The sequence below is a fragment of the Fictibacillus sp. B-59209 genome, assembly GCF_036216745.1.
Lineage (GTDB): Bacteria > Bacillota > Bacilli > Bacillales > Fictibacillaceae > Fictibacillus_C > Fictibacillus_C marinisediminis.
The window spans coordinates 314,751-341,225 of record NZ_JARMMC010000005.1; the positions used below are offsets into that span (position 1 = coordinate 314,751).

The following is a 26,475-nucleotide window of genomic DNA, read 5'->3' on the forward strand; positions in this document are numbered from 1 at the left end:
GTAGAGGTTTTAAATTTTAAACAAAGTGTATGTTAACCGATATAAAAGAGGACATAATAATTTTCCGCATGAGATTGAAGGTGAACGTTTTGGAACACATACTAGGCAAGGGCTGGAAGATTATGCCGGCTGGTGGGGCAACAGGAGAAGCATATCAAGCTAAATATGAAGATCAGACTCTTTTTCTAAAGCGCAATTCGTCACCTTTTCTCGCGGTACTTTCTGCGGAAGGAATTGTTCCGAAATTATTATGGACAAAAAGATTGGGCAACGGAGATGTAATTACGGCACAAAAGTGGCTGAACGGAAGGGAATTAAAAGCATCTGAAATGCTGAATGATGGCATAGGGAGACTTTTAGGCAGAATACATAAGTCTTCTGAACTTCTTGATATGTTAAAACGCCTGGGTAAACAGCCGCTCACTCCTGATCTGATTATTGATGATATTGAAACGAAAATCCAGGCTGAACAGGTATGTCCTCCAAAAATAAAGGAGGCTGTCCGTTATTTAAAATTGCAAAAAAACGTCATCCAGCATGATGATAAAGTCGTCTGCCATTGTGACGTTAATCATAATAACTGGCTGCTGAGCGAAACCAACGAGTTATATCTTATAGACTGGGATGGTGCGATGATTGCTGATCCCGCTCTTGATCTTGGTATGCTTCTATACTGGTATATTCCTCGTGAAAATTGGTCTAAATGGCTGTCCACCTATGGAGTCGAACTAACCGTGGACCTTCAGCGGAGAATGCATTGGTATATTATCGCACAAACCATTTTGTCGGTATTTTGGCACAGTGAGAGAAAACAGGAAGCTGAAAAAGAATACTGGTACAATTTTTTAAAGCAAGTCTTGCAGGAAAGCTATTATATAAATTAAAAAATTCGACAATTTCCATTTATTGCCCGGGTAATCCCTGTTAATTTGCTATGAAGTTTGAAAGGGTTGAATGGTATTCAGCCAATTTTCGATATGGGGCTTATGATTTGTTATATGTTCTTCAAGGTTCTCATGAGTTGAACCATCGTGACTGTACGTGTTAATGAGACCCAAGACATCCTTGATTTCATTATTTAAACTTCCATGCTGCATCAGCCGGGTAGCCAGGCGTTCCAGTTGGGCGCATTCCTGAGGCGTGCCCTTGCAATCGGTGTGATGATCTTGAAGAATGTCTCTTAACAGTGTCAGTTGATGGGTATAATCAAGCGGCATTTATCTTCACGTCCTTCTTTTAAACTGTTGATGAAATTCAGTAATCATAGGGTATGGAATACGGAAGAATTTATCCGCGACGTAAAGCTGCGGGTTCTTTTTTTTGAACGTAGGCTTTATTGAAGCCTTTTTCTGAACAGCGTTTCATGTTAAAATGTCGAAGGTGTTAAATGGTATTTGATGTTAGAAAGGGAGATCAGTATGCGTCAGCGTTTTAAACCATGGGCAAAAGAAAAGCTAAATGAGTATCCAGAGGTTGTTGCCCCGAATCCTGCTGATTTAAAAGGAAAATGGCACGAATATTTTGGGAACGATCGTCCGATTCATATTGAAGTAGGAACGGGTAAAGGAAGTTTTGTTACAGGAATGGGAAAGGCTCATCCGGATATCAACTATATCGGCATGGAAATTTACGATAGCATTATTGTCTCCGGATTGGAAAAAATTGTTACGGAAGAGATCGACAACGTTAAACTGATAAGAGAAAATGCCCAAAAGCTGACTGATTTTTTTGAGCCGGGTGAAGTGGACAGAGTATATCTTAACTTTTCGGATCCCTGGCCGAAAAACAAGCATGAAAAGCGCCGTCTAACGTACGAATCGTTCCTTTCCATTTTCGAAACCATCCTTAAAGACGAGGGAGAAATTCATTTTAAAACCGATAACCAGGGATTATTTGAGTATTCTCTCCACAGTTTCTCAAAATATGGCATGATTCTAAAACAAGTCTGGCTTGATTTGCATAAAAGTGATTATGAAGGCAATATCATGACGGAATACGAAGAGAAATTTTCTTCCAAAGGCTTCAGGATCTATCGGACTGAAGCGCAATTCCGTTCAAAAAAGTAACCCGGGATAACTCCCGGGTTTTTTTATGTTTCAGACATTCAGCAGGTAGCTTGCATTAAAAAAAGTATGGTACACTGAATTCAGATTATTTTTAATGTTGCAAAGGAGAGTCTCACAATGGATCAGTGGAAGGTAGGCAAGTTAACGTTAACTTGGCTGAATGGCGGAGTAACCCATATGGATGGGGGAGCCATGTTTGGAGTGGTTCCAAAACCGCTATGGAGTAAAAAGTATGCTGTGAATGAGCTGAATCAGATTGAATTACGAACAGAACCGATTTTGCTGCAGGGATTCGGAAAGAATATTCTCATTGAATCAGGAATAGGCAGCGGGAAGTTAAGTGACAAACAAAAGCGGAACTATGGCGTTCATGAAGAATCAGTGATTGAAGAAAGTCTTGAAGCCTTGGGCATGTCAGCGGGGGATATTAATATTGTTTTGATGACACACATGCACTTTGATCATGCCTCCGGATTAACGAAAATGGCAGACGGCGAACTAAAGCCCGTTTTCGAAAACGCTGTCATCTATACCTCTGAAACCGAATGGAAGGAACTGAAGGATCCGAATATCCGTTCAAGAAATACATATTGGGAAGAAAATTGGAGGCCCATCGAGCATCAGGTGACAACGTTTAATGAATCCTTTGAGCCTCTGCCTGGAATCAGGATGATTCATACCGGAGGCCATAGTGACGGCCACAGCATTATTGAAATACAGACAGAAGGAACCGTGCTCTATCATCTGGGTGATATCATGCCGACCCATGCACATAAAAATCCGCTTTGGGTGCTTGCTTATGATGATTATCCAATGACTTCGATTTATGAAAAACAAAAATGGATCAAGCCAGATACGTGGTACTTTTTTTACCATGATGCGGTATACAGAGCAGTCAAGTGGGATGACCAAGGAAAGATGATCGAGGGAATTGCTCGCCCAAAGGATTAGGTTGTCAAAAATCCGTCACATTATTTCCAAATTCAAGCGGGTAAATAAAAAGGAAAAATATGATATGATGGAAGAGATTAGAATTAGAATTGGAATTGTACTGAAAGCAAGGAGGATTATAATGAAAAGGAAGATTATTGCACTATTATCCGTTTTTACTCTTGTTTTTTCCTTTGCCTCTATCGCTTCTGCAGCTGGAGCGACAGCAGACAATGAAATGAAAGCAGCCATTGAAAAAGGCCTGAAAGAAAAGCACTACGATTACAAGAAGGGCAGTATTGAGATTACAGATCTTAAGACTGTTCCGAACAATGATCCAAAGCTTGATACTTCTGAGATCGTCGTAGGCATGGGTTCCTACAAGACACTTAGAGATAACATTTTTTACTTCAAACACAAAGATATTGTCTTTTACAATGCGAAAGACAATAAGATGCTGACAGAGCAGGAAGTGGCAAAAGCCGGTCCAGAACTGCAGCAGTACAAAAAAACACATGAGGATCAAGTAGGCACGAAGATGGATTTTGTTGTGATCATACTGCTTCTTTCCCTTGTCTTGCTTTTACCGCTATACCTCCTTACCATTTGGGAGAAAGGCCAGTACCTAACAACTAAATTTAAAATTAAAAACAATTTGTACAATCATATGAAAAACTTTAACTAAAAAAGGCGCCGCAGTGTTTGCGGCGCTTTTTTGTGTCTATACCATTACTTTAGCTTTTTCACCGTGTTTAGAGATATCAAGGAGCGTTCCGGTTTTGGCATCAATCATGAAATCAAATTGAGTGAGGGTGGAGTTGAGTATGCTGGAAAGGCCTCCTTTGTATACTGTAAACGGCAGCCCGAAACGCTTTACTTCCTCAGGATGTACGCTGATCCATGAACCGGTAACCATAAATTCGTCCTTGGTCTGGCTCTTTACCAGTTTTAATGCTTTTTCAGGAGTCAGGTTCTGAGGTGCTCGCTTTGCTGCTACATATCCTGCTGCGAAGCCTGCGACTCCGGCAAGAATCCATTTGCTTGCTTTCATTTTCAGCATCTCCTTTTCTTATGTAAGCTTTTCCCCATCCAGTATAACAGAAAGCTTTAGTTTTTCTGACTTTTTTGCTATTCTTAAAGGGCAGTCAATGAATGAGGGTTCGAAATTCCCACCCCTCGCTAAAAAAAACTAGGGAGCGTGGAAACTTATAAAATCTTTCACTCTCTCCCGATACGTCTGTTTGTATGGGGATTTTTTTATTGGTTATCCATGTTCTTGGAAGGATGAAAATATATGGAGTTTGAAATTCCAAAAAAGGTTCAAAAAATAGATGAGGATATTGAGCGAAGCAAGCTGAAGTATCATCATAAACGGGTAGCTGTAACGAAAGAATTCACATTTGACGCCGCCCACCACCTTCACTGTTATGAAGGGAAATGCAAGAATCTGCATGGGCATACGTATAAGCTGGTGCTAACGATTAGCGGATTCGTTGACCCTGTAGGAATCTCAATGGATTTTGGGGACATTAAGAAAATTTATAAAGAGGCGATCGAGAGCAGGCTTGATCATCGTTATTTAAATGAAGTGCTGCCGCCGATGAATACAACGGCTGAAAATATGATCGTTTGGATCTGGGAAGAGTTTGATAAAAAATTAACGGAATATCGTTGGAAAGATAAAGGATTCCGATTGGAAGAAATCGTTTTATATGAAACCCCCACGAGCTATGCGACCTTAAAAAGGGAGTGGATGGAACATGCCGAATCACTTTAACTTACCATCCTCAGATGTCTACTCCCAGTGGAAAGTCCCGATGGTAGAGATCTTCGAGACTATTGAAGGCGAAGGAATGGCCGCAGGCTTTCCAACCATTTTTGTACGTGTATTTCATTGTAACTTACGCTGCACATGGTGTGATACTCCTTATAGCTATGCGCCAGCCAAGCCGGAATTTGAGGCAACGATAGAAGAAATCATTCAGAGAATCAATTCTTTTGCATCAAAACGGATCTGCTTTACGGGCGGGGAGCCGCTGATCCACAGAGAAAAATCGGCTGCGCTCTTAAAAGCGATGGCGGAAATTGAAAGAATTGAAGATATTCATATAGAGACCAATGGTGCTATTGCTCTTGAATCGTTTCAGTCATTAAGGGAGAGCGACCCATTAATTAAAAACAAAGCAAGGTTTGTAATGGATTATAAACTGCCGGCTTCTGGAGAGATGGATCGCATGGTTCATGAGAATTTCGATCATTTGGAACCGCAGGACGAAATTAAATTTGTAATCGGCAGTGATGAAGATTTTGAACTTGCTGCAACTGTAGTCAATCAACATCACAAACAAGGACAGGTATTGTTCAGTCCGGTCTGGGAAACAATGCCGCCTGAAAAGCTTGTAAACAAAGTCCTTGAAGAGCGCATGTCAGATATCAAAGTCAGTATGCAGCTCCATAAAATCATTTGGCATCCGGATAAGAGAGGGGTATAAGATGAAAAAAGCGGTTATTGTTTTAAGCGGTGGATTGGACAGTACAACTTGTATGGGGATTGCGGCAAATGAAGGGTATGAGCTGTATCCGCTAACCTTCCATTATGGTCAGAGGCATAGCCGTGAGGTGCTTCAGGCAAAGAAGGTAGCCCAACATTATAACGTGAATGAACACCGTATTGTGGATATCGCGTTTCTGAATCAGATCGGCGGCAGTGCATTGACAGATTCCTCGATTGATGTGCCGACTGAAAAGGATGACAAGGAAGAAATTCCATCAACGTATGTACCGGCCCGAAATATGATTTTTCTTTCACTGGCGAGTGCTTATGCGGAAGTGATTGGTGCTGAAGCTGTTTATATCGGTGTGTCATCAGTTGATTACAGCGGATATCCAGATTGCCGTCCTGAATTCATTAAAAGCATGAATGAAACCATCAACCTGGCAACAAAAGCAGGAACAACTGGTGAAAAGATTTCAATCTGTGCACCTCTTATGCATTTAACGAAAAAAGAGACTATCGAAAAGGGTCTTGAACTGGAAGTCCCGTACCGTCTGACGACCTCTTGTTATAACGGAGAAGAAGAAGCGTGCGGAGAATGTGACAGCTGTCAGCTGCGTTTAAAAGGATTTGAAGAAGCAGGCGCCGCTGATCCGATTCCTTATAAATAATTATTTGAACAACCACCCCTATTGCTGCATTGGAAAATTATTGTTTCCAGCGTTACAATAGGGATATACATATACTAGCTTTCCGAAAGGAGAAACAATGAATACTGAAACGCTGGAGTTGTTTAGAACATTAACAGAGCTTCCTGGCGCTCCGGGATTTGAGCATGAAGTCCGGAAGTTTGTCAGAAGAGAAATTGAACCGCTGTCCGATGAGATTATTCAAGACGGACTTGGCAGCATCTTTGGTGTGAAGCATGGCGAAGGGCCAAGAGTAATGGTCGCCGGCCATATGGATGAAGTCGGCTTTATGGTAACAAGAATTACGAAAACTGGTATGATCCATTTTGAAACGCTTGGCGGCTGGTGGAGCCAGGTCCTGCTCGCACAAAGAGTTCAGATCATCACGGATCAGGGTCCTGTCGTTGGTGTGATTGGCTCGGTACCGCCTCATCTGCTTCTTGAGGAACAGCGGAAGAAGCCAATGGATATCAAGCACATGTATATTGATATCGGTGCAGACAACAAGCAAGATGCTGAGAAAATCGGCATCCGTCCAGGACAGCAGGTTGTGCCGATCTGTCCTTTCACACCGATGGCCAATCCCAAAAAGATTCTTGCTAAAGCGTGGGATAACCGTTATGGCGTAGGCCTGGCGATCGAACTTCTAAAAGAAGTAAAGGATACGAAACTGCCGAATCAGCTCTATTCAGGAGCTACAGTCCAGGAAGAAGCTGGTCTCAGGGGCTCGAAAACAGCCGCCAACCTGATTGAGCCTGATATTTTCTATGCACTGGATGCAAGTCCGGCCAACGACATGACAGGCAATGAAAACGAGTTTGGCCATTTGGGAAAAGGAACTTTGCTTCGTATCCTAGATCGTACGATGATCACGCATAAAGGGCTTCGAGACTTTATTTTAGATACGGCTGAAACCAACAAAATTCCTTATCAATACTTTGTTTCGCCAGGTGGAACGGACGCAGGAAGTGTCCACCTTTCAGGAAAAGGAGTTCCTTCAGCCGTAGTAGGTATTTGTTCCCGTTATATTCATACGCACGGATCCATCGTCCATATTGATGATTATGCGGCAGCAAAAGAACTGCTGATCAAGCTCGTAAAGAGCACAGATCAAACAACATTGAACAGTATATTGAACGATTAACAGCAAACAAGGGTGATGTTATGAAGTTTGCAGTAGGTTCAGCAAATCCCGCAAAAATAAAAGCGGTTGAACATGTAGTGAACGAGCCTGTTCAATCGATGGATGTGCCTTCTGGCGTTTCTCCCCAGCCTTTCTCCGACGAGGAGACTAGGCTGGGAGCCGTTAACCGGGCAAAGGCTTGTGTTAAAAACGGTGCAGAGCTGGGATTCGGCTTAGAAGGCGGTGTTTCAGAGACTGAGGGAACACTTTATTTATGCAACTGGGGGGCTTTGTCTGACAGGGAAGGGAACGTTCTCGTGGCAAGCGGTGCAAAGATTCCGCTGCCGGAGGAAATCGCTGAACCAATCAGAAAAGGCCATGAACTAGGCGATGTGATGGCCAGCTTCACATCAGATAAAGACATTCGAAAAAAAGCGGGTGCCATCGGAATTTTTACGAATGGCCGGCTTTCGAGAGACGAGATGTTTGAACATATTGTCAAGATGCTCTACGGGCAATACGAGTATTATCAAAAAAGATAGCAGAAAAAAAGGGGCTGTCCAGAANNNNCCGCGGAAAGCGAGCAGCCTGGAACGGAAATCAACAGCTTACAGACTTCTTGGACAGCCCCTTTTTTCTTTTCTATTTTACTTCTTCATCGTCCTCAGTGTTAAGGGGAGGATTCAGAGATATCTCATCACCGTGATTCAACTCTTCTTCACTCTCATTATAGGAAACTTCCTCCTCATGCTGAGCAGGAGCCGCTTCAAGGAACGCTTCTTCTACAGCTTCATGGACAGTTTGCTCTTCGATATCATGATTAACTGATTCTCCAAGATGGAATTGCTGAACTTCATTCTGCAAATTAAGCGCAATTTCCTGTAGTTCGTTTGCCGCATAGTTCACTTCATTGATCGCCTGTTTCTGGTGGATACTTGATTCACTGACTTGTTCACTTGTAGCCACTGATTCTTGTGAGATGGCACTGACTTCATGAAGTTTTTCAGAAAGGCCGATATTCGCTTCACCAACATGCCGGATCGACGTCTGGATCTGGCTGATCTTTCCGTGAATTGCAGCAACATTGGTAACGATGGACTCAAAGGCCTGCTTGGTCATGGAAACAGACTGAAGCTGCTCATTACGGTAGTCCTCAAATCTTGCCGTTTCCTGAGTAAGATTATCCATCTGGCTTCCCATCAGTTTAACAAGCTGCTGAATCTGCTGTGCTTCATTTTTGGAGCGTTCAGCCAGCTTTCGGACTTCAGCCGCTACAACGGAAAAGCCTCTGCCAGCCTCGCCGGCTCTCGCGGATTCGATGGCAGCATTTAAAGCAAGCAGATCAGTGCTTCTCGCGATTTCTTGTATGGTATGTACGATAGAATGGATCTGTTTGGACTGTGCATTGGCATCTTGTATTTCAGAAATAAGATCATTCGCGAGCGAAATGAATTTTTCAGAATGTGTATTGAGCTGCTGAACAGTCTCCATTCCAGACTTTCCGTCTTCTTCCGCCTGAAGGGTATCTATTGCGATCTGTTCACTGATGGAAGCAGTTTCTTGGATGGCATCTGTAACTTCCGTCAATAGCAGAGTGCTTTCATGCAAATGATCCGCCTGGCTTTGTGCACCAATGGATACTTGCTGTACTGCGTCTGAAACTTCCTCTGTCTGTGCGGTCGTTTCTTCAGATATCGCGGCAAGGTGCTGGGAGGATGCAGCCAGCTGTTCAGAAGCACGCTGCACTTCACTCATGGACCGCTGCATTTTTTCTGCCATGGCGTTAAAGGTCTCAGCAAGCTCACCCATCTCATCATTGGAGGCCGTTTGTACCCGGTAATCTAGATTTCCGTTGCCGATGACTGTGGCTCCTTCTTTTAATAATGAGATGGAGCGGGCGATAGAACGGGTCAGCCAGATTCCAGCTAAAGTCATGCCTGTAATAACGATTGCAGAGATACCGATCAAGAGCCAGGTGAGCAATGATTTTAATCCGGATTGTTTGTCTGTCAGCTCTGCTCGTTTCTGATCATTGGATTTCTCGATTTTCATGATGGAAGTCTCAACATTGGCTGCAATCGATTCAAAATCACTTGTCATTTCTTTGATCTGCTTAGATGTCGTTTGGATATTACCAGCCGAGGACGTGTATTTTAATAGTTTTGTTTTGAAATCGGATAATTCATCTTCCGGAAGAGAGGATTTATCAAGCTGTTTTTCAAACTTGCCGGCAGATTCCTGGAATTTTGCTACATTCTCTTCGTTTAAGGACAAATAAAATTCTTTTTCGTATTTGTTCATGATGAGAAACTCATTATATAGTTTAAGGTCCTTCATACCGGAAACTTTCTTCTCAAAGGTTGAAGACGTTTCTGCCATCAAATCTTTCAGCCCGCTGATCTGAGCAGCCATAGAAGAAGTAGAGTCAAAGGATGTACCATATTGTTCAATTTTTTTTGAGATGTTTTTATATTCTTTCTTTATGGAAGCATTATTTGCTTTCTTTGAATAATTTTCTACTTTCTTTTGCAATGTAAGAACAGAAGAGTTGATTTCGTTTGCTTTTTCTGTTGAAGGAAGCCGTAAATAATCCTGTTCCTTTTTGCGGATGGTTGTTAGATCATTGTATATTTCTTTGCTATGATTGCTGTTTTGCTGCAATTGTTCCTTTTCATGATCCATTTTCCCGCTTAACCAGACATAACATGCCGTAAATCCGATCATAATCAGCAATCCGATCAAGCTCATAAATAGCATGGTTCTTACCCTGTTGCGTATAGACATGTTCATTGTGTTCCCCCTTTATATCCTTACTATCGGAATCTTTTTAATTTTGTTTATTAAGGTATTGGTCTGTAATGTGAATTTTTCGACAAAATCCCATCTGTCTTTACAGATGTTATTACTCTTGTATAATAAATGAGTTGTGTTTGAACTTATTCATCAACCATTTAAGAAAAAAGAGGAGAATAAATGTGGGTCATTTCATGAAAAGAAAAGGAGTTTCCCTTTCACCAAAAGTTTACTTTATAACCAGCTTCAGTTACTTTGCCCTTGGTTTGATGTCGTCACTGGTGATCGGTTTGATCTTAAAAACAATCGGAGAGCAGGCACACTTGCCTTTCTTTATAAAAATGGGCAGTCTTGCCATGACGTTGCTTGGTCCAGCAATTGGCGCAGCTGTCGCATATGGGCTTGAAGCTCCGCCCCTCGTCCTGTTTGCTTCAGTCGTGGCAGGTTCTGCAGGAGCCGAGCTTGGAAGTGTAGCCGGCTGTTTTGCTGCAACATTAGTCGCGGTTGAAGCCGGGAAACTGGTGTCCAAGGAAACAAAAGTGGATATCCTTATTACTCCGGCAGTGACCATTCTGGCCGGTTATTCAGTGGCCTATTTTGCAGGGCCAGGCATCGAACATTTCATGAAAGCGTTCGGACACCTTGTCATGTGGGCCACCGAACAGCGGCCGCTGATCATGAGCATCCTTGTGGCGGTACTGCTCGGTTTAGCTCTTACTGGCCCGGTCTCGAGTGCAGCAATTGCTATCATGCTTGGATTAGAAGGCTTGGCTGCGGGAGCGGCTACCATCGGATGTGCGGCACAGATGATCGGGTTCGCCACCATCAGTTACAGAGACAATGGGTTTGGAGGATGGATCACTCAAGGAATTGGAACTTCGAAGCTGCAGTTTCCGAATGTAGTCCGCAATCCGAAAATATTAATTCCCCCAACCCTGGCAGGAATCATACTGGCCCCAATCGGTACGCTGGTATTTCATACGGTCAACATTCCAGCAGGAGCGGGGATGGGGACCAGCGGGCTCGTTGGACAGATCATGACGCTTCGGTCCATGGGATTCAGCTGGCATGTGATCCTATATATTTTTCTGTTGCATTTTGCTGGACCAATACTGATTAGTCTGGTAATTTCAGAATGGATGAGGAAAAAAGGATACATTAAGCCAGGAGATATGAAAATAAACCAGTAAGAGGAGAGATTTTTCATGAGAACGCTTGAATCAATCGGAGAATTTAAAGAATTGACGATGCAGGGAACCGTTATTGCTGTTTTCTCGGCAGGCTGGTGCCCGGATTGCGTGTTTATTAAACCATTTCTTCCTGAACTCGAACAGGAATTCAGCCAATATACATTTGTCTTTGTTGACCGTGACCAGCATATCGAGCTTTGCCAGGAACTTGATATTTTCGGTATCCCAAGCTTTGTCGCTTTCCATGAAGGAAAAGAAATCGGCAGGTATGTAGACAAGGAGCGCAAAACAAAAGAGCAAATCACCGCATTTATAAATAATTTGCCTGTAAACGCCAACGAATAAGAGAAATATGTTAAAATCGTAACAGTACGTTTATACGTCGGGAATTACATTTAGAGAGGGCGTTTAATAATGGCAAAGGTAGAAGTAAATCATAAGAAATACGAAGGCATTCGTTTTGATATAGAAGATGAAAGCGTCATTTTGGTCGATATTTTAGAAACCATTCCTTACGAGTATGCTGGCAAGGATACACTGGTTACCATTCCAACAACAGAGTTTACCTCTGTTTGTCCATGGTCTGGCCTTCCTGACTTTGCGGACATCATCATCAGCTATATCCCGAACGGAGATTTAGTAGAGATGAAATCATTAAAATACTATCTGACTTCTTACAGAAACGTAGGGATCTATCAGGAGCATGCAACAAACAAAATGAAGGAAGACCTTGTTGACCTTCTTAAACCAAAGTACCTTAAAATTGTCGCAACATGGAATGCACGCGGAGGATTAGGCACTGAAGTTGTTGTAGAATATAAACAAGACTAGTGAGAAAAGCGCAGTTTCCTGATTAAGAACTTGCGCGGGACATCACATCAACGAATTTACTTCAAAAAACCTCCGTTCAGGAGGTTTTTTATGCTTTCATAACTGGAGGGATAGCATGAGTACAAGCCTTAAACTGAAAAAGGTGCTTGAAGAAAGACTGAACCGGCCTGAATGGCAATTGTCGTATGACCGTGAAAACGAACAGCTTAGAATAGAACATAAAGAGCATCAGAAGGGAATTACTCTTTCTCTTCCTGGGCTGACTGTGGAATGGCAAAAGAAAAAGGACGCCTTTTTGGATGAGCTTGTTTACCATGTGGAAGAAGCTCTCAATGCCATCGAGGCATCTCCTGAAACCAAAAAGGAAAAGAATATCTTTCCTGTCATCCGGTCAACTTCTTTTCCGACAGAATCGCCTGAAGGAGACGCTTTAATCCATGAGGAGCATACAGCTGAAACATCCGTCTTTTATGCTCTGGATCTTGGGAACACATACCGGCTTATTAGTGAAAAAATGCTTCAGGATTTAAACATCAGCAGAGAACAGTTAATGGAGATCGCCCGTTTTAATGTTCGTTCCCTGGATACAGAGATGAAGAGAGATGAGGTTGCGGGCAACACCTTCTACTTTATCAACCATAATGATGGATATGATGCGAGCAGAATTCTCAACTCGGCTTTGCTTGACCGAATGGAAAAGGAAGTGTCAGGTACTCTTGCTGCTGCCGTTCCGCATCAGGACGTCCTCATCTTGGCAGATATTCGGAATAACCAGGGGTATGATATCTTGGCTCAGATGGCGATGCAGTTCTTTATGAACGGCCGTGTGCCAGTAACCGCCCTGCCTTTCCTTTATGAGAACGGTGAACTTGAACCTGTTTTCATCTTGGCAAAAAACAAGCCTGTCGATGAAACAGAAGGAGAGTAGGGAATCAAAGAAATTCTTGGTAAAAATGGCTGTAAAAAAGTCATAAAAGCTTGTCTTAGACCGAAATTTATTATAAGGTATGTTGAAGAAAAGCAGAATCACCCGAATCTTGCTGAATGACAGGAAGTTTTAGGCGGCTTTTTTCCTCCAGTTTAGGTGGCTGTTCAATGGCCGGTAAGCTCGCCTTTATCCATAACCGCTAGAGAAATCTAGTGGTTTTTATATTTTTTGAATTTGTTGGCAATTTTTTCTTAAAGAATGTGACAAATTCCGCTACAATAAAAAGATAGACCTAGAAAAAAAGAAGGTGATGGCAATGTCGTGGTTTAAAAAGATGATGAATTTTATGTTTGATGATGAACCTTCTGAAACAGAAGAATCAATAAATCAAGAAATACATAAGCAAGAGAAAACAGAATCTGGAAATCAACGCACGGTTGGACGTTTTCAGAACGGCCAATACAATTCTGCACCACGGATGGTGAGCCGCTATCCATCAGAAGGGAAATTTCGTTTTCCGCTCGTATCAGATGAAGAAGAACTAGGTACATACAGGTCAGCCAGAGCGAATAAACCCAGCTATTCAAAGGCACCAGCTTATAAGAATGTGAAAGAGACCTATCAACCTGCGTTAGAACAAAAAAAAGAAATCCCTATTAAGGAAAAACAGGCATCAGCATCCAAAGAAGAAAAGGCAAGAGTATTCAAGCCTTCTGAGATCCCTTCGCCCATCTACGGATTTGGCAGCAGGGAAGGGCGAATTGGAAAGGAAAACTCGAATACGGCTGATAATCGATACAGCAATCCTTCTTCAAAAAGCCAGTTTAGGCCGACCGAGATTCCTTCACCCATTTATGGGTTTGGCAGCAGGGATAAGAGCAGCAAGGACAATAAGGAAGAAAGCATTCCCACTGCATATGAGGAACGGCCAAAAAGCAATTTTAAGCCTTCACAGGTACCATCTCCAATATATGGTTATGGTGAAAGAAGACCTGACACAATTTTAAATCCGGGGCTATGGAAGCTATCAGAAATTCAAAAGAAAAAAATTCCGGATAATGAATTGATGGAAGAGCTGTTAAAAGAACCGATTACCATTAAAGAACCTGTCGTACTTCAGAGAGATGAGGAAGTTGAGCCGCCTGTATTGCATGAAGAGAAGGAGGAACAACCGCTTGGACTCGTCCGTTCCAAAGATGAACCGATTCTCCTGCTTGATGAATTTAAAAAAGATACGATCGAGCTGACTGAACCATCTGAACCAGTAATTCAGCTGGAGAGCTCCCCGGAACTTAAGACAGAACGAACAGCAGTTGAACAGAGAATGGAAGAAAGCCTTCCAGCACTAGAAACGGAAACGGTTTATGAATCTTTGAATTCAGAACCTATAGTAATGGAATCTGCATCTGCAGAACCAGAATCAGAACCAATGGAAGAGTATCATGAACAGCCAGAAGAAATACTATCACCCGCTGTTGATGAGAGACAACGGGAAGTTGCTGAGCACCAAAAAGAGCCGGTGAAAAAGCCTGGGGGCTCCTATGTTCCCTTTAATGTTCTGATGTTGAAAAAAGACCGCAAACCGGCAGATCGGCAGCCAGAGGTGAAAAATTCGCTTGTGAAGAAAGAACAAGCTGTAAGACATTCGCCGGAACCTGTTTCTGCTTCTTCATTTCCTCAGCTGGACCTGCTGCATCATCCGCCCGTACAGGAAGAGGATGACAGCCTTTGGATGGAAGAACAGAGAGACCTCCTTCAGCTGACGCTTGATAACTTTAATGTGAACGCCAGAGTAGTAAATATGACCAAGGGCCCTTCCGTTACAAGACTGGAAGTTCAGCCCGCACCCGGCGTAAAGGTTAACAAAATTACGAATCTTAGCGATGACATTAAATTAAGCTTGTCCGCCAAGGATATCCGGATTGAAGCGCCGATTCCCGGAAAAAACACGATAGGAATTGAAGTTCCAAACCGTCACAGCCAGGCCGTGTATTTGCGTGAAATTCTGCAGAGTGAGGAATTCAGGGAAAGCTCTTCTCCACTTACTGTCGCACTGGGGCTGGATCTCTCAGGTTCACCTATCGTGACCGATCTGCAGAAGATGCCCCATGGACTTATAGCAGGAGCAACCGGATCGGGTAAAAGTGTATGCATCAACTCCATTTTGGTTTCTTTAATGTATAAGGCATCACCAGAGGATGTTCGCCTTCTTCTGGTTGATCCTAAAATGGTGGAGCTGGCTCCTTATAATGCCATACCGCACCTCGTAACTCCTGTTATTACAGATCCAAAGGAAGCGACAACGGCCCTGAAATGGACAGTAGAGGAGATGGAGCGCCGATATGAAGCCTTTGCCAGAAATGGCGTTCGCGATATTAAACGATATAATGACAAAATGAAGAGTGAACAGCTCTATGCCAACAAGATGCCTTACATCGTGGTGGTGATAGACGAACTGGCAGATCTTATGATGGTCTCACCGCAGGACGTAGAAGAAGCGATCTGCAGGATTGCCCAAAAAGCCAGAGCCTGCGGCATTCATCTCCTGCTGGCAACCCAGAGGCCTTCAGTTGACGTCATTACTGGCTTGATTAAAGCAAATATCCCGACTCGCGCAGCGTTCGCTGTATCTTCAGCGATTGATTCCAGAACTATCATTGATATCAGCGGGGCAGAACGGCTGCTCGGCCGCGGAGATATGCTGTTCATGGAAAATGGTTCGAGCAAAGCGGTCCGCATTCAAGGAAACTTTGTTTCTGATGAAGAGATCGAACGAGTTACGGCTTTCGTCAAAGAACAGTATCCGACGCATTATTTGTTCAGCAGAGAAGAATTGATCCAGTCCAATCAGACGGTTGAACAGGAAGACGATCTTTTTGAAGAAGCATGTTATTATGTACTGGATGTTGGCGCAGCCTCGTCATCAAGCATCCAGAGGAGGTTCAGGGTGGGCTATAACCGTGCCGCCCGCCTCGTAGAAATGATGGAAGCGTTCGGTCTTGTATCGGAAGCGATGGGAAGCAAGCCGAGAAACGTCCTCATGTCACAAGAAGAATTCCAAAGCAAAATGTACAGCGAAGCAGAAGTTTAATTGTAATTGTTAAAAAAGGTGTCCTGGGACAGCCAAGCGGCTTTCCAAAGGACGCCTCTTTTTTTCGGCTTCATTGCCAGCAAGGATACTAATCAGTTTCTCTTGTTTTCTGAAGAGTAGTTCTATATTATAAGGAAGTATGAGTCTTGCAGGTTTTATTAAGATAAGGAAAACAGCAAATTGCAAATTTCTTGACCAGGTGATGAGGAGTTTATATGAAAGAGATTGAATTGAAGTTACAGGGAAAAATCAAACGCTTGACCAATCAGACGTTCAAATTTGATGAACGGGCGGGTGACGGCTGGTTCTCGGCTGTGTACTTCCTGAAAACATGTGAAATCGTAAAAAAATTCAAGCCCGACAATATAGTAACGATGCAATTTTTTCAAAAAAACGAGTCTGTTCTTTGCGGAACAGATGAAGCAATTGCCTTAATCAAGACATTTGCAAAAAACGCGGATGACCTGGAAATTTATTCGCTCAAGGATGGCGATAAGATTTCTCCTTTTGAGACGGTCTTTACCATTACCGGACCTTATCAGCATTTTGGATTCCTTGAAGGGATGCTTGATGGGATCTTAGCGAGAAGGACGTCTGTGGCGACAAATGTATATAACGTAGTTAAAGCGGCCAGTATATCGGGTGTTCAAAAGCCCGTTATCTTTATGGGTGACCGCGACGACCACTTCGCTCAGCAGGCGGGTGACGGCTACGCTGCATACATCGGCGGTTCAACAGCTCAGGCCACCCATGCGATGAATGAATGGTGGGGGAAGCAGGGAATGGGGACGATGCCTCATGCTCTTATTCAACTGTTTGGCGGGGACATTGTTGAAGCGACAAAAGCTTATCACGAAACCTATCCGGAAGATGAACTGATGGCGCTGGTTGATTACAACAATGATGCGATCACAGACGCTCTGAAAGTAGCGAGAGAATTTGGCAGTGTTTTAAAAGGGGTGCGTATCGACACATCCCGAACGATGGTCGATCAGCATTTCTTCCGCAATCCTGAGGTTTTAGGCAGCTTCGATCCGCGGGGAGTAAACCCCGAACTGATTTTTGCATTGAGAAAAGCGCTTGATCAGGAAGGATTTCAGCATGTTAAAATCGTGGTCAGCGGCGGCTTTACTGAAGAACGGATCACTTCTTTTGAAAAACATGGTGTACCAGTCGATATATATGGAGTAGGGAGCAATCTCCTTAAAATTAATATTGGGTTTACCGGGGATAACGTTTTGATGCATGGAAAGCCTCAAGCGAAAGCGGGCCGGATCTATCGCCCAAATGCCCGTCTTGAAAAAGTAGAGTAGAAACTCTTAGATTTATGTCTAAGAGTTTTTCCCTCATTTAGGACTATATAAATTTGGAAAACGAGAGCAAAATAGGAAAGAATCTGTAACTAAATGCCTCTTTTGGCCAATCCTCCAGAAGTAATGGAGATAGACATTGTTTTTTGCTATAATGAGAAAATGAGTCGGTTACCGCTTTGCTTTTTGATGATTATCATTACTTTATAAGCAGGCATATACTGACAGAAAATAGGCCTTGAAAAATGGACTGCCTGAACATGCGGTTCTGAGAAGGTTTTTGATTGTGGAGGTCTTAACATGACACATTATCACTTTGTAGGAATTAAAGGTACCGGAATGAGTGCTTTGGCTCAAATACTTCATGATATGCAAAATGAGGTTCAGGGGTCTGACGTTGAAAAGTATTTCTTTACCCAGCAGGCTCTTGACGAGCGCGGGATTACAATACTTCCTTTTGATAAAAACAATATTAAAGAAGGCCAGACGATTATTGCTGGAAATGCGTTCCCGGATGACAATGAAGAACTGATAGCAGCAAGGGAGCTTGGCTTGCCGATCTACCGTTATCATCACTTCCTTGGCGACTTTGTTAAGAAGTATACAGGCGTTGCCGTAACAGGCTCGCACGGTAAAACATCAACGACAGGCCTGCTTGCTCATGTTCTTGGAGGAGCGAAGCCGACTTCGTTTCTTATCGGTGACGGAACGGGCAGAGGGGTAGAAGACAGCGAATATTTCGTATTCGAGGCTTGTGAATACCGCCGCCATTTTCTTTCCTATGAGCCCGCATACGGAATCATGACGAACATTGACTTCGACCATCCTGATTATTTTAAGGATATCGATGATGTGATCAGCGCGTTTCAGGCGATGGCCATGCAGGTAACAAAAGGAATCATCGCTTGCGGTGATGATCAGCATCTGCAGAAGATCCATGCAAACGTACCCGTCGTATTTTATGGCCTTGGAGAACACAACGATTTTCAGGCAGCCAATATTAAGCGTGATGAGATCGGCACTACATTTGATGTTTTTGTGCGCAACACTTTTTATAACACATTTACGATTACGGGGTATGGAACCCACAACATCCTCAATGCGTTAGCGGTTATTGCGTTGTGCCACTATGAGGATGTACCCGTTGATATTATTTCTGACCGTCTAAAAACGTTTAGTGGTGTAAAGCGCCGATATTCTGAAAAGCCGTTTGGCAATCAAGTATTGGTCGATGATTATGCTCATCATCCAACAGAAATCAGTGCTACAATTGAAGCCACTAAATATAAGTACAAAGACCGTGATGTTGTGGCGATTTTTCAGCCCCATACTTTCACGAGAACGAAAACGTTTCTGCAAGAATTCGGTGATAGCTTAAGCAAAGCCGATTATGTTTATCTGTGTGATATCTTCGGTTCCGCACGTGAAAATGCAGGTACACTCACGATAAAAGACCTGCAGGACCTAATTCCGAATGCACAGCTTCTCACAGAGAATGAAGTAGGCATTCTGGAACAGCACAAAGACGGTATTCTATTGTTTATGGGTGCTGGAGATATTCAAAAGTTTCAAAAGTCCTATGAACAGGAAGTTGAAGAAAACAAAGGGAAAAGTACACGAATTGGATAACGATGAAAAGGGGGACTCGGGAAGAGTCCCCCTTTTTTTATATGAATGAAAATGAACTCCAGTAAAAAAAGCGCCGGAAGGTTTATCCTCCGGCGCTTTTAATATCACTTATTTAAGGTTCTCAGGGTTAAGCTTGTCAAGCTCAGGAAGAACAAAACGTCCGTCCTTACGGATCAATACATCATCAAAATAGATTTCTCCGCCGCCATAGTCAGGGCGCTGGATCATAACCATATCCCAGTGGATGTTAGAGTCATTGCCGTTATATGCTTCTTCATATGCTTGTCCAGGTGTGAAGTGGAAGCTTCCGTCAATCTTCTCATCAAACAGAATGTCTTTCATCGGATGCTGGATGAAAGGATTTACACCGATGGCAAATTCTCCGATATAGCGGGATCCTTCATCTGTATCAAAGATTTTGTTGATGCGCTCTGAATCATTGGCAGTCGCATTTACGATTTTTCCGTTTTCGAAAGTAAGAGATACGTTTTCAAACGTATAGCCTTGATATGGAGAAGGAGTATTGTACGTGATCGTTCCATTTACAGAGTCGCGCACTGGCGCAGTGAATACTTCTCCGTCTGGAATATTGTTGGCTCCCGCACAGCGGATTGCCGGAATGTCTTTAATAGAGAAAGTAAGATCGGTTCCAGGTCCTTTAAGATGGACTTTATCCGTTCTGTTCATAAGATCTTCCAGAGATTTCATCGCTTCGTTCATATTGCCGTAATCCAGGTTGCATACTTGGAAGTAGAAGTCTTCAAAAGCATCGGTGCTCATGCTGGCAAGCTGAGCCATGGATGCGTTAGGGTAACGAAGAACGACCCATTTCGTTTTCTTAATACGAATATCGCGGTGCATTGCGAAGACTGTTCTTTCATAGAGCGCCATTTTTTCAGCAGGCACATCAGATAATTCGTTGATATTGTCTCCTGAACGCAGACCGATGTACGCGTCCATTTGCGACATAAGATCGCCTTCATGCTTAGCGATAAGTTTCATCTGATCCTCAGACGCTTCCATGTATTGCTGGCGCATCACGGAATGGTCTTTCAGCAATACGAAAGGATATCCGCCTGCTGCGTATGCTTCTTGTACAAGTGCATTGACAAGCTCTTTTTGAAAGCCGAAGTTTTCAATAAGAACCTTTTCCCCTTTTTGGAGATTAACAGAGTATGTAATTAGATTTTTGGCTAATTGTTGAATGCGTGGATCTCTCAAAGAAATTTCCCCCTCGAATTATGTTGATAGGCCTAACGTATCTATTTTAACTCAATTTAAACAATTTGTAATGTTCAAACCCCAATTCTAGAAGGAAATCGGTAAATATTGTAGAATAGTAGGATACATGTTTAGTTTTATGGGCATAGGGTAATTTTAAAACCAATCATATCAGGAGGTGTCGCGGAAATATGAACGTACTGATTCCAATAAGTGTCGCAATCATTGCCCTCGCATTTGTTGTCCTCGTGTTTTTCTTAGCCCGTACTTTAAAATCCTTGCAGGGAACACTTGATAACGTAGCGAAAACATTAGATGGGCTAGAAACTCAATTAAACGGAGTGACTTCAGAGACAGCTCAGCTGCTTCACAAAACAAACAAACTTGCTGAAGATGTCCAAACCAAGGCAGATTCCTTGAACACTGTGTTTTCTGCCGTACAGGATTTAGGAAGCTCTATTCATAATGTGAATCAATCTGTCCGCAAAGTAACAGAGAAAATTTCTACTGGTGCTGAGCGGCAGTCTGAGAATATTTCCCAGGCGGTTCAATGGGGTAACGTTGCAATCAACCTTTGGGAAAAATGGAAGATTAAAAAATCCAAATTGGAATCTTCCCGAAGAAAACAATACCAATAAGGAGGAGAATCATGAGTAACGAAAACAACAACCAAAACATTAACAGTAAAGATTTTATTATTGGTGCTCTTGTGGGTGGAATTGTAGGTGCTGCTTCTGCACTATTGATGGCTCCTAAAAGCGGTAAGGAATTAAGGAATGACATCAATGAGCAGGCAGGCACAATTAAGGATAAGAGCACTGAATGGTCTGCGATGGCGAAAGATAAATCATCCAATATTGCTCGTACCGTTTCCGAGCAGTCCAATCAAGTGGCTGGCAAGGTGAAGGAGTTAACGACCAGCATCCGCCGAGACCTTGATAATTGGAGAAATAAAGGCAAAGATGTGATGGATGAGAGTGCTGATGCATATGGAAGCCAAGCAGAAACTGAAGTTAACCGTCAGCCGAATACGGTAACTGAAGAAGAACTTGTTGAGCACAAATATTGATACCATCTGAATAAATGTGAAATGATAAGCGGAGAAGATGAATCTTCTCCGTTTTTTTTATATAAAGGAGGAAACGATATGCCATTAACGAAAATTTCAGATTCAGAAGCTTTTAAAAAGGCGATAAGCGAAAATGGGAGAGTGTTTGTACTGAAGAACAGCACAACTTGCCCGATCAGTCATGCGGCTTTTGAAGAGTACAAAAAATTTGCTGAAGATCAAAGTGGGAACCTATACTACTTGAACGTTCAGGAAGCGCGGCCGCTTTCCAACGAGATTGCAGAGACTTATGGGGTCAAACATGAATCTCCCCAAGTCTTGCTTTTTGAAAATGGCGGGGTAAAATGGAACGGCTCTCATTGGGCTATTACCTATTCTGCGCTTGAGGATCATTTTAATCAATAATGTGAAAGCTCCTGTTTTGCCCCGCTTTGGCACGGGCAGAACGGGTTTTTTTATTTTCATAGAGGTGACAGCCCCTGTTACTTTCGACTATAATGAATGTGTTTTAAAAACAGAGCATAGGAGAGGTTAGGATGAGCACAGAAAAGTTAGACGAGCTGAGAGACCTTTTGGAAGGTCTGGACATGCAGCTGCTTGAACTGCTGAATAAACGAGAAGCATTGCTGCAAAGGAACGAAGCCTTAAGGCTGGAAAGTAAATTTGCTCTGCGTGAGAGGGCCAAGCAGTATAAGACAGGGTCATTGCAGAAAGACGTATTGCTGAACATTGTTAAACAACTTGAAGATGCTGAAAAAAAACCTGGGCAGCAGAATGACCGACATCTCCTCGTTTCAAGAAAAAAACACCCTGAAAACACGGTGCTTTCCATTAATGGAGAAAAGATTGGAAATGGCCTTCCCCATCTGATCGCAGGACCGTGTGCAGTGGAAAGTGAACATCAGCTGGATGAGGCGGCAAGGGCTGTTAAAGAGCAAGGACTGGCATTTATGCGCGGCGGGGCTTTTAAGCCTAGATCCTCACCCTATGATTTTCAGGGACTCGGGCTGGAAGGCCTTAAACTGCTGCGTCAGGCAGGAGACAAATACGGGTTGGCTGTCATCAGTGAGATCGTTGATCCAAGGGATTTAGAAGCAGCCGAAGAACTTTTGGATATCATTCAAATCGGGGCAAGAAACATGCAAAACTTTGAGCTCCTGAAAGAAGCGGGGAAGCTCAGAAAGCCTGTACTTTTAAAAAGGGGACTAGCAGCGACCATTGAGGAATTAGTGTATAGCGCTGAATATGTCATGGCAGGCGGAAATGATCAGATCATACTTTGCGAGCGCGGGATAAGAACATATGAGAAAGCAACAAGAAATACACTGGATATTACCGCTGTGCCTATTCTGAAGCAAGAGACACACCTTCCTGTTTTTGTGGATGTTACCCATTCGACCGGACGGAAGGATCTGCTCGTGCCTGCTGCAAAGGCCGCATTGGCGATCGGTGCTGACGGGATTATGGCAGAGGTGCATCCGCATCCCGAACAAGCGTTATCCGATTCAGCACAGCAGATGAACCTTCTGGAATTTCAAAAGTTTGTCGATGATTTAGTCACAAGCGGTTTATATAAGAAAGCGAAAACCTTCGCCTAACCAAAAACTCTCCCTAGCGGAGAGTTTTTTCATGATTATGGATGGCCATGAATATTAAGGAAAAGAAAAACAGCAATAACTGAGCATATACGAGCATATTAAAGGAATTTAAAGAATCGTTCCCTTCTGACAAACGCCATCTTTATAAGAAAGAGGATTTGCCGGATAATCAACGTACAGGTATTTTTACTTCCTCTTTTAAGTGCGTATAATGAGTGGGGTAAACAAAAAAAGACTGCAATTCGGTCAATTTGTAGCATTGTCCTTACCTTTTAGAGGAGGGAAACAGATGAACAACCTTGAACAAAACACACAAACAACAACTAAAAAATCATTGAATTTTTTCTTGCTTGCCGTTACACTTCTTTGGATTAAATCATACTTAGCTTTTCGTTTCAGTTTAAATCTTGATCTCGAGAATGTGATGCAGCAAATTATTTTAGTGATTACTCCACTGAGTTCGGCACTATTCTTCTTGGGTTTAAGTTTATTTGCCCCCGTTAAGAGCCGAAACAAAGCATTGTTAACGATACATTTTATCATGTCATTTATTTTATATGCTAATATTGTCTACCATCGTTTTTTTGATGACTTTATTACCATACCGGTACTGTTTCAATTTAAAAACTTTGGTGACATTGGCGGAAGTGCCAAAAGTTTGATGCACCCGCTGGATATTTTATATTTCTTGGACTTTCTACTGTTATTGACCATTGTATTATTTAAAAAAGTTAAGCCCGTTGAAAAGATCAAAAAGAAAACCATTGGGCTTGTATTTGTTTCCGCGCTGAGCATTTTCTTGGCCAACATTGGAATGGCTGAAATTCAGCGCCCTGAATTATTAACAAGAACGTTTGACCGTGCGATCCTCGTAAAATTGATGGGGATCTACAACTACCATGTGTATGATGCAGTATTAAGCACAAAATCATCAACACAGCGGGCATTAGCGGACAGCAACGACTTATCAGACGTAAAGAACTATGTGGATTCCGATTATAAAAAACCAGATGATAAAATGTTTGGCGCGGCAAAAGGAAAGAACGTGATCCTTGTGTCGATGGAATCAACACAGAACTTCCTGATTAACAAAAAGCTTCACGGCCAGGAAGTAACACCGTTTTTGAACGACTTAACAAAAAACAGTTATTACTTCGATAACTTCTACCATAATACTGGACAGGGCAAAACGTCAGATGCGGAGTTTTTGATCGATAACTCGCTATATGGACTCCCAGGCGGTTCTGTATATGCAACAAAAGCTCAGAACAAATACCATGCCACACCTGAAATTGTAAAACAGAGGGGCTATAATCCTGTGGTGTTCCATGCCAATAATAAAAGCTTCTGGAACCGGGATATCATGTATGATACGTTAGGCTACAACAAGTTTTATTCTAAGCCTTATTACCATGTGACGGACCAGAACTCAGTAAACTATGGCTTAAAAGATAAGGAGTTCTTCAAGCAATCCATGCCGATGCTTGAAAATCTCAAACAGCCGTTCTACAGTAAATTCATCACATTGACAAATCATCATCCTTTCATTTTGAACAATGATCAGGAAAAGTCGATCCAGCCGGCTAACACAGGAGATCCTACAGTGGATAATTACTTTGTTACCGCTCGATACCAGGATGAGGCATTAAAACAGTTCTTCCAGCAGCTGAAAGCTTCAGGGCTTTATGATAACTCAGTTGTCATCTTGTACGGAGACCATTATGGTATTTCAGAAAACCATAATAAAGCGATGAGCAAGATTTTAGGAAAAGAAGTTACACCTTATGAGCATCTTAAGCTTCAAAAAACACCATTGTTCATTCATGTTCCGGGCCAAAAAGGAAAAACGATGCATACGATCGGCGGAGAGGTTGATTTGAAACCGACCATTCTGCATCTGCTCGGTATAAAAACAAAAGGTGACATTCAGTTCGGCTCTGACCTTTTCTCTCCTGAACGTGATGATTTCACCGTTCAAAGGGACGGAAGTGCGATTACGAAAGATTATGTTTATTCCGGAGAAAAAGAAAAATGCTACAATCAGACAGATGGAAAAGAAGTGGCTAATAAGCTATGTAAGCCTGCAAAAGAAAAGGCTGAAAAAGACCTGAATCTGTCAGATAAAGTAGTTTATGGAGACTTACTCCGATTCTTTAAAGACGGAAAAATTGTCCCAAACCAAGAAACAAAATAACAGTAAAATTAACCGGCTGATTTCAGCCGGTTTTTGCTGTTTTGTATGTACTTACGGGGAATGGAGAAAACTATACAAAAGAATTTGTAAAATATTCACTTTTCCCCGCTGGATTATAGCGCTGTCACTGCTTTTCGTTGCCTAACTGCAGTCCTTTACTGTATGATATCAATAACATTACATAACCTGTCTGGATTGTGGAATTAAAGGAGGATTATCAAATTGAATACAACAATTTATGATGTGGCCCGTGAAGCAGGAGTCTCTATGGCAACTGTTTCACGTGTCGTAAATGGAAACCCGAATGTAAAACCATCTACAAGAAAAAAGGTGCTTGAAGCAATCGAACGCCTAGGATACCGTCCTAACGCTGTTGCAAGAGGACTTGCGAGCAAGAAGACAACAACAGTAGGTGTGATCATCCCTGATATTGCAAGCATCTTTTTCGCTGAACTTGCCCGTGGAATTGAAGACATTGCTACGATGTATAAATACAATATTATTTTGTGTAATTCGGATCAAAACAAAGAAAAAGAAATACACCTTCTCAATACATTGCTTGGCAAGCAAGTGGATGGAATCGTTTTTATGGGCGGTAAAATCACAGAAGAGCTTGTAGAAGAATTTAAAAAATCCCCTGTGCCGGTTGTAATGGCTGCAACGGTTGATATGGAAAAGGAAATACCATCCGTTAACATTGACTATCAGCAAGCCGTGTATGATGCAGTGGAGCATCTTCTGAAATCTGGCCATGAATCAGTAGCTATGGTCACTGGTCCACTTGAAGACCCGATCAATGGCTATCATAAGTTTACGGGTTTCCGTAAAGCGATGGAGGACGCAGGAAAAACAGTTGACGAAAAGCAGATTTTTGTCGGTGATTACACGTATGATTCCGGTATTGAAGCAGTTGAAACATTCCTTGAGAGTGGAAACATGCCTACAGCGATTTTTGTCGGCACAGATGAAATGGCACTTGGTGTTATCCACGGCGCACAGGATAAAGGATTGACTGTACCGGGGGACCTTGAAGTAATCGGTTTTGACAATACAAGGCTTGCAACCATGGTCAGACCAACCCTTTCAACCGTCGTACAGCCGATGTATGATATCGGTGCAGTTGCGATGCGCCTATTGACAAAATTGATGAACAAAGAAAAGGTGGAAGAGAACACAGTCGTTCTTCCTCACCGTATTCAGTTCCGCAACACAACAAAGAACAACGATTAATAAAATTGGTGTGATTGAAGCGCCTCTGAAAAACAGAAGGGAACAAGCAAGCTTCTACCCATCTGCTTTTCTGGCGCTTCATTTGTTTC

Annotated in this window: 26 protein-coding genes; 22 read left to right on the top strand and 4 right to left on the bottom strand. The window is 42.6% G+C overall.

What is annotated here, in order from left to right:
* Positions 1-89: 89 nt before the first annotated feature.
* The gene (locus P4361_RS04020) at positions 90-884 is read left to right on the top strand and encodes a phosphotransferase family protein (protein ID WP_328088376.1); all 795 of its coding nucleotides are present in this window, start codon (positions 90-92) and stop codon (positions 882-884) included.
* A 48-nt stretch (positions 885-932) separates the two neighbouring features.
* Here the strand turns inward: P4361_RS04020 and P4361_RS04025 are convergent, their stop codons facing one another.
* Complete coding sequence (locus P4361_RS04025; protein ID WP_256226317.1) at positions 933-1,217, bottom strand: YtzH-like family protein; 285 nt, start codon at positions 1,215-1,217, stop codon at positions 933-935.
* A gap of 201 nt (positions 1,218-1,418) precedes the next feature.
* Between P4361_RS04025 and trmB the strand changes: the two genes are divergently transcribed.
* From trmB to P4361_RS04040, 3 genes are all read left to right on the top strand, one after another.
* Entirely contained in the window at positions 1,419-2,066 is a 648-nt protein-coding gene (gene trmB / locus P4361_RS04030; protein ID WP_328088377.1) for a tRNA (guanosine(46)-N7)-methyltransferase TrmB, read from the top strand.
* A 117-nt stretch (positions 2,067-2,183) separates the two neighbouring features.
* Complete coding sequence (locus tag P4361_RS04035; protein ID WP_328088378.1) at positions 2,184-3,017, top strand: YtnP family quorum-quenching lactonase; 834 nt, start codon at positions 2,184-2,186, stop codon at positions 3,015-3,017.
* 121 nt (positions 3,018-3,138) lie between these two features.
* Complete coding sequence (locus P4361_RS04040) at positions 3,139-3,681, top strand: hypothetical protein (RefSeq protein WP_328088379.1); 543 nt, start codon at positions 3,139-3,141, stop codon at positions 3,679-3,681.
* A 36-nt stretch (positions 3,682-3,717) separates the two neighbouring features.
* Here the strand turns inward: P4361_RS04040 and P4361_RS04045 are convergent, their stop codons facing one another.
* Positions 3,718-4,047 carry a hypothetical protein gene (locus tag P4361_RS04045; protein WP_328088380.1) on the bottom strand — a complete coding sequence of 110 codons (330 nt, stop codon included), beginning with the start codon at positions 4,045-4,047 and terminating at the stop codon, positions 3,718-3,720.
* 243 nt (positions 4,048-4,290) lie between these two features.
* Here P4361_RS04045 and queD point away from each other — a divergent pair, with 243 nt between their 5' ends.
* From queD to P4361_RS04070, 5 genes are all read left to right on the top strand, one after another.
* Positions 4,291-4,773, top strand: coding sequence for a 6-carboxytetrahydropterin synthase QueD (queD, locus tag P4361_RS04050; protein ID WP_256226313.1), 483 nt, complete (start codon positions 4,291-4,293; stop codon positions 4,771-4,773).
* On the top strand, positions 4,757-5,488 hold the full coding sequence (locus P4361_RS04055; RefSeq protein WP_328088381.1) for a 7-carboxy-7-deazaguanine synthase QueE: 732 nt from the start codon (positions 4,757-4,759) through the stop codon (positions 5,486-5,488). Before queD ends, P4361_RS04055 begins: the two co-directional genes overlap by 17 nt.
* Position 5,489: 1 nt before the next feature.
* The gene (gene queC, locus P4361_RS04060; RefSeq protein ID WP_328088382.1) at positions 5,490-6,161 is read left to right on the top strand and encodes a 7-cyano-7-deazaguanine synthase QueC; all 672 of its coding nucleotides are present in this window, start codon (positions 5,490-5,492) and stop codon (positions 6,159-6,161) included.
* A gap of 97 nt (positions 6,162-6,258) precedes the next feature.
* Complete coding sequence (locus P4361_RS04065) at positions 6,259-7,323, top strand: M42 family metallopeptidase (RefSeq protein ID WP_091003836.1); 1,065 nt, start codon at positions 6,259-6,261, stop codon at positions 7,321-7,323.
* A 20-nt stretch (positions 7,324-7,343) separates the two neighbouring features.
* A complete protein-coding gene (locus P4361_RS04070; protein ID WP_053357525.1) occupies positions 7,344-7,844 on the top strand; it encodes a DUF84 family protein in 501 nt (166 codons plus the stop codon).
* A 100-nt stretch (positions 7,845-7,944) separates the two neighbouring features.
* Here the strand turns inward: P4361_RS04070 and P4361_RS04075 are convergent, their stop codons facing one another.
* The gene (locus tag P4361_RS04075) at positions 7,945-10,092 is read right to left on the bottom strand and encodes a methyl-accepting chemotaxis protein (RefSeq protein ID WP_328088383.1); all 2,148 of its coding nucleotides are present in this window, start codon (positions 10,090-10,092) and stop codon (positions 7,945-7,947) included.
* 197 nt (positions 10,093-10,289) lie between these two features.
* On the opposite strand from P4361_RS04075, the gene P4361_RS04080 reads away from it, so the two are divergent.
* The 7 genes from P4361_RS04080 (at position 10,290) to murC (ending at position 19,074) form a co-directional block, all read left to right on the top strand.
* Positions 10,290-11,285: a PTS transporter subunit IIC gene (locus tag P4361_RS04080; RefSeq protein WP_425590221.1), complete on the top strand. Its 996-nt coding sequence runs from the start codon at positions 10,290-10,292 to the stop codon at positions 11,283-11,285.
* A 15-nt stretch (positions 11,286-11,300) separates the two neighbouring features.
* Positions 11,301-11,630 carry a thioredoxin family protein gene (locus P4361_RS04085; protein WP_053357527.1) on the top strand — a complete coding sequence of 110 codons (330 nt, stop codon included), beginning with the start codon at positions 11,301-11,303 and terminating at the stop codon, positions 11,628-11,630.
* Positions 11,631-11,699: 69 nt separating this feature from the next.
* On the top strand, positions 11,700-12,116 hold the full coding sequence (gene queF / locus P4361_RS04090; protein ID WP_062233742.1) for a preQ(1) synthase: 417 nt from the start codon (positions 11,700-11,702) through the stop codon (positions 12,114-12,116).
* A gap of 115 nt (positions 12,117-12,231) precedes the next feature.
* Positions 12,232-13,044, top strand: coding sequence for a DUF1444 domain-containing protein (locus P4361_RS04095; protein WP_053357529.1), 813 nt, complete (start codon positions 12,232-12,234; stop codon positions 13,042-13,044).
* Positions 13,045-13,360: 316 nt separating this feature from the next.
* Positions 13,361-16,135 carry a DNA translocase FtsK gene (locus tag P4361_RS04100; protein WP_256226309.1) on the top strand — a complete coding sequence of 925 codons (2,775 nt, stop codon included), beginning with the start codon at positions 13,361-13,363 and terminating at the stop codon, positions 16,133-16,135.
* 215 nt (positions 16,136-16,350) lie between these two features.
* Positions 16,351-17,448 carry a nicotinate phosphoribosyltransferase gene (locus P4361_RS04105; protein ID WP_091003848.1) on the top strand — a complete coding sequence of 366 codons (1,098 nt, stop codon included), beginning with the start codon at positions 16,351-16,353 and terminating at the stop codon, positions 17,446-17,448.
* 297 nt (positions 17,449-17,745) lie between these two features.
* Positions 17,746-19,074, top strand: a complete 1,329-nt coding sequence (gene murC / locus P4361_RS04110; protein ID WP_256226308.1) for a UDP-N-acetylmuramate--L-alanine ligase — start codon at positions 17,746-17,748, stop codon at positions 19,072-19,074.
* 108 nt (positions 19,075-19,182) lie between these two features.
* Here murC and P4361_RS04115 read toward each other — a convergent pair whose 3' ends face one another.
* The gene (locus P4361_RS04115; RefSeq protein ID WP_091003854.1) at positions 19,183-20,295 is read right to left on the bottom strand and encodes an aminopeptidase; all 1,113 of its coding nucleotides are present in this window, start codon (positions 20,293-20,295) and stop codon (positions 19,183-19,185) included.
* A 191-nt stretch (positions 20,296-20,486) separates the two neighbouring features.
* Between P4361_RS04115 and P4361_RS04120 the strand changes: the two genes are divergently transcribed.
* From P4361_RS04120 to ccpA, 6 genes are all read left to right on the top strand, one after another.
* Positions 20,487-20,933 (top strand): DUF948 domain-containing protein, encoded by a 447-nt coding sequence (locus P4361_RS04120; RefSeq protein WP_053357534.1) that lies wholly within the window; start codon positions 20,487-20,489, stop codon positions 20,931-20,933.
* An 11-nt stretch (positions 20,934-20,944) separates the two neighbouring features.
* Positions 20,945-21,364: a YtxH domain-containing protein gene (locus P4361_RS04125; protein WP_328088385.1), complete on the top strand. Its 420-nt coding sequence runs from the start codon at positions 20,945-20,947 to the stop codon at positions 21,362-21,364.
* A gap of 78 nt (positions 21,365-21,442) precedes the next feature.
* Positions 21,443-21,769 carry a bacillithiol system redox-active protein YtxJ gene (gene ytxJ, locus P4361_RS04130; RefSeq protein WP_328088386.1) on the top strand — a complete coding sequence of 109 codons (327 nt, stop codon included), beginning with the start codon at positions 21,443-21,445 and terminating at the stop codon, positions 21,767-21,769.
* A 131-nt stretch (positions 21,770-21,900) separates the two neighbouring features.
* A complete protein-coding gene (locus P4361_RS04135; protein WP_328088387.1) occupies positions 21,901-22,962 on the top strand; it encodes a bifunctional 3-deoxy-7-phosphoheptulonate synthase/chorismate mutase in 1,062 nt (353 codons plus the stop codon).
* A 289-nt stretch (positions 22,963-23,251) separates the two neighbouring features.
* On the top strand, positions 23,252-25,156 hold the full coding sequence (locus P4361_RS04140; RefSeq protein ID WP_328088388.1) for an LTA synthase family protein: 1,905 nt from the start codon (positions 23,252-23,254) through the stop codon (positions 25,154-25,156).
* A gap of 222 nt (positions 25,157-25,378) precedes the next feature.
* The gene (gene ccpA / locus P4361_RS04145; RefSeq protein ID WP_053357540.1) at positions 25,379-26,386 is read left to right on the top strand and encodes a catabolite control protein A; all 1,008 of its coding nucleotides are present in this window, start codon (positions 25,379-25,381) and stop codon (positions 26,384-26,386) included.
* Positions 26,387-26,475: the final 89 nt, after the last annotated feature.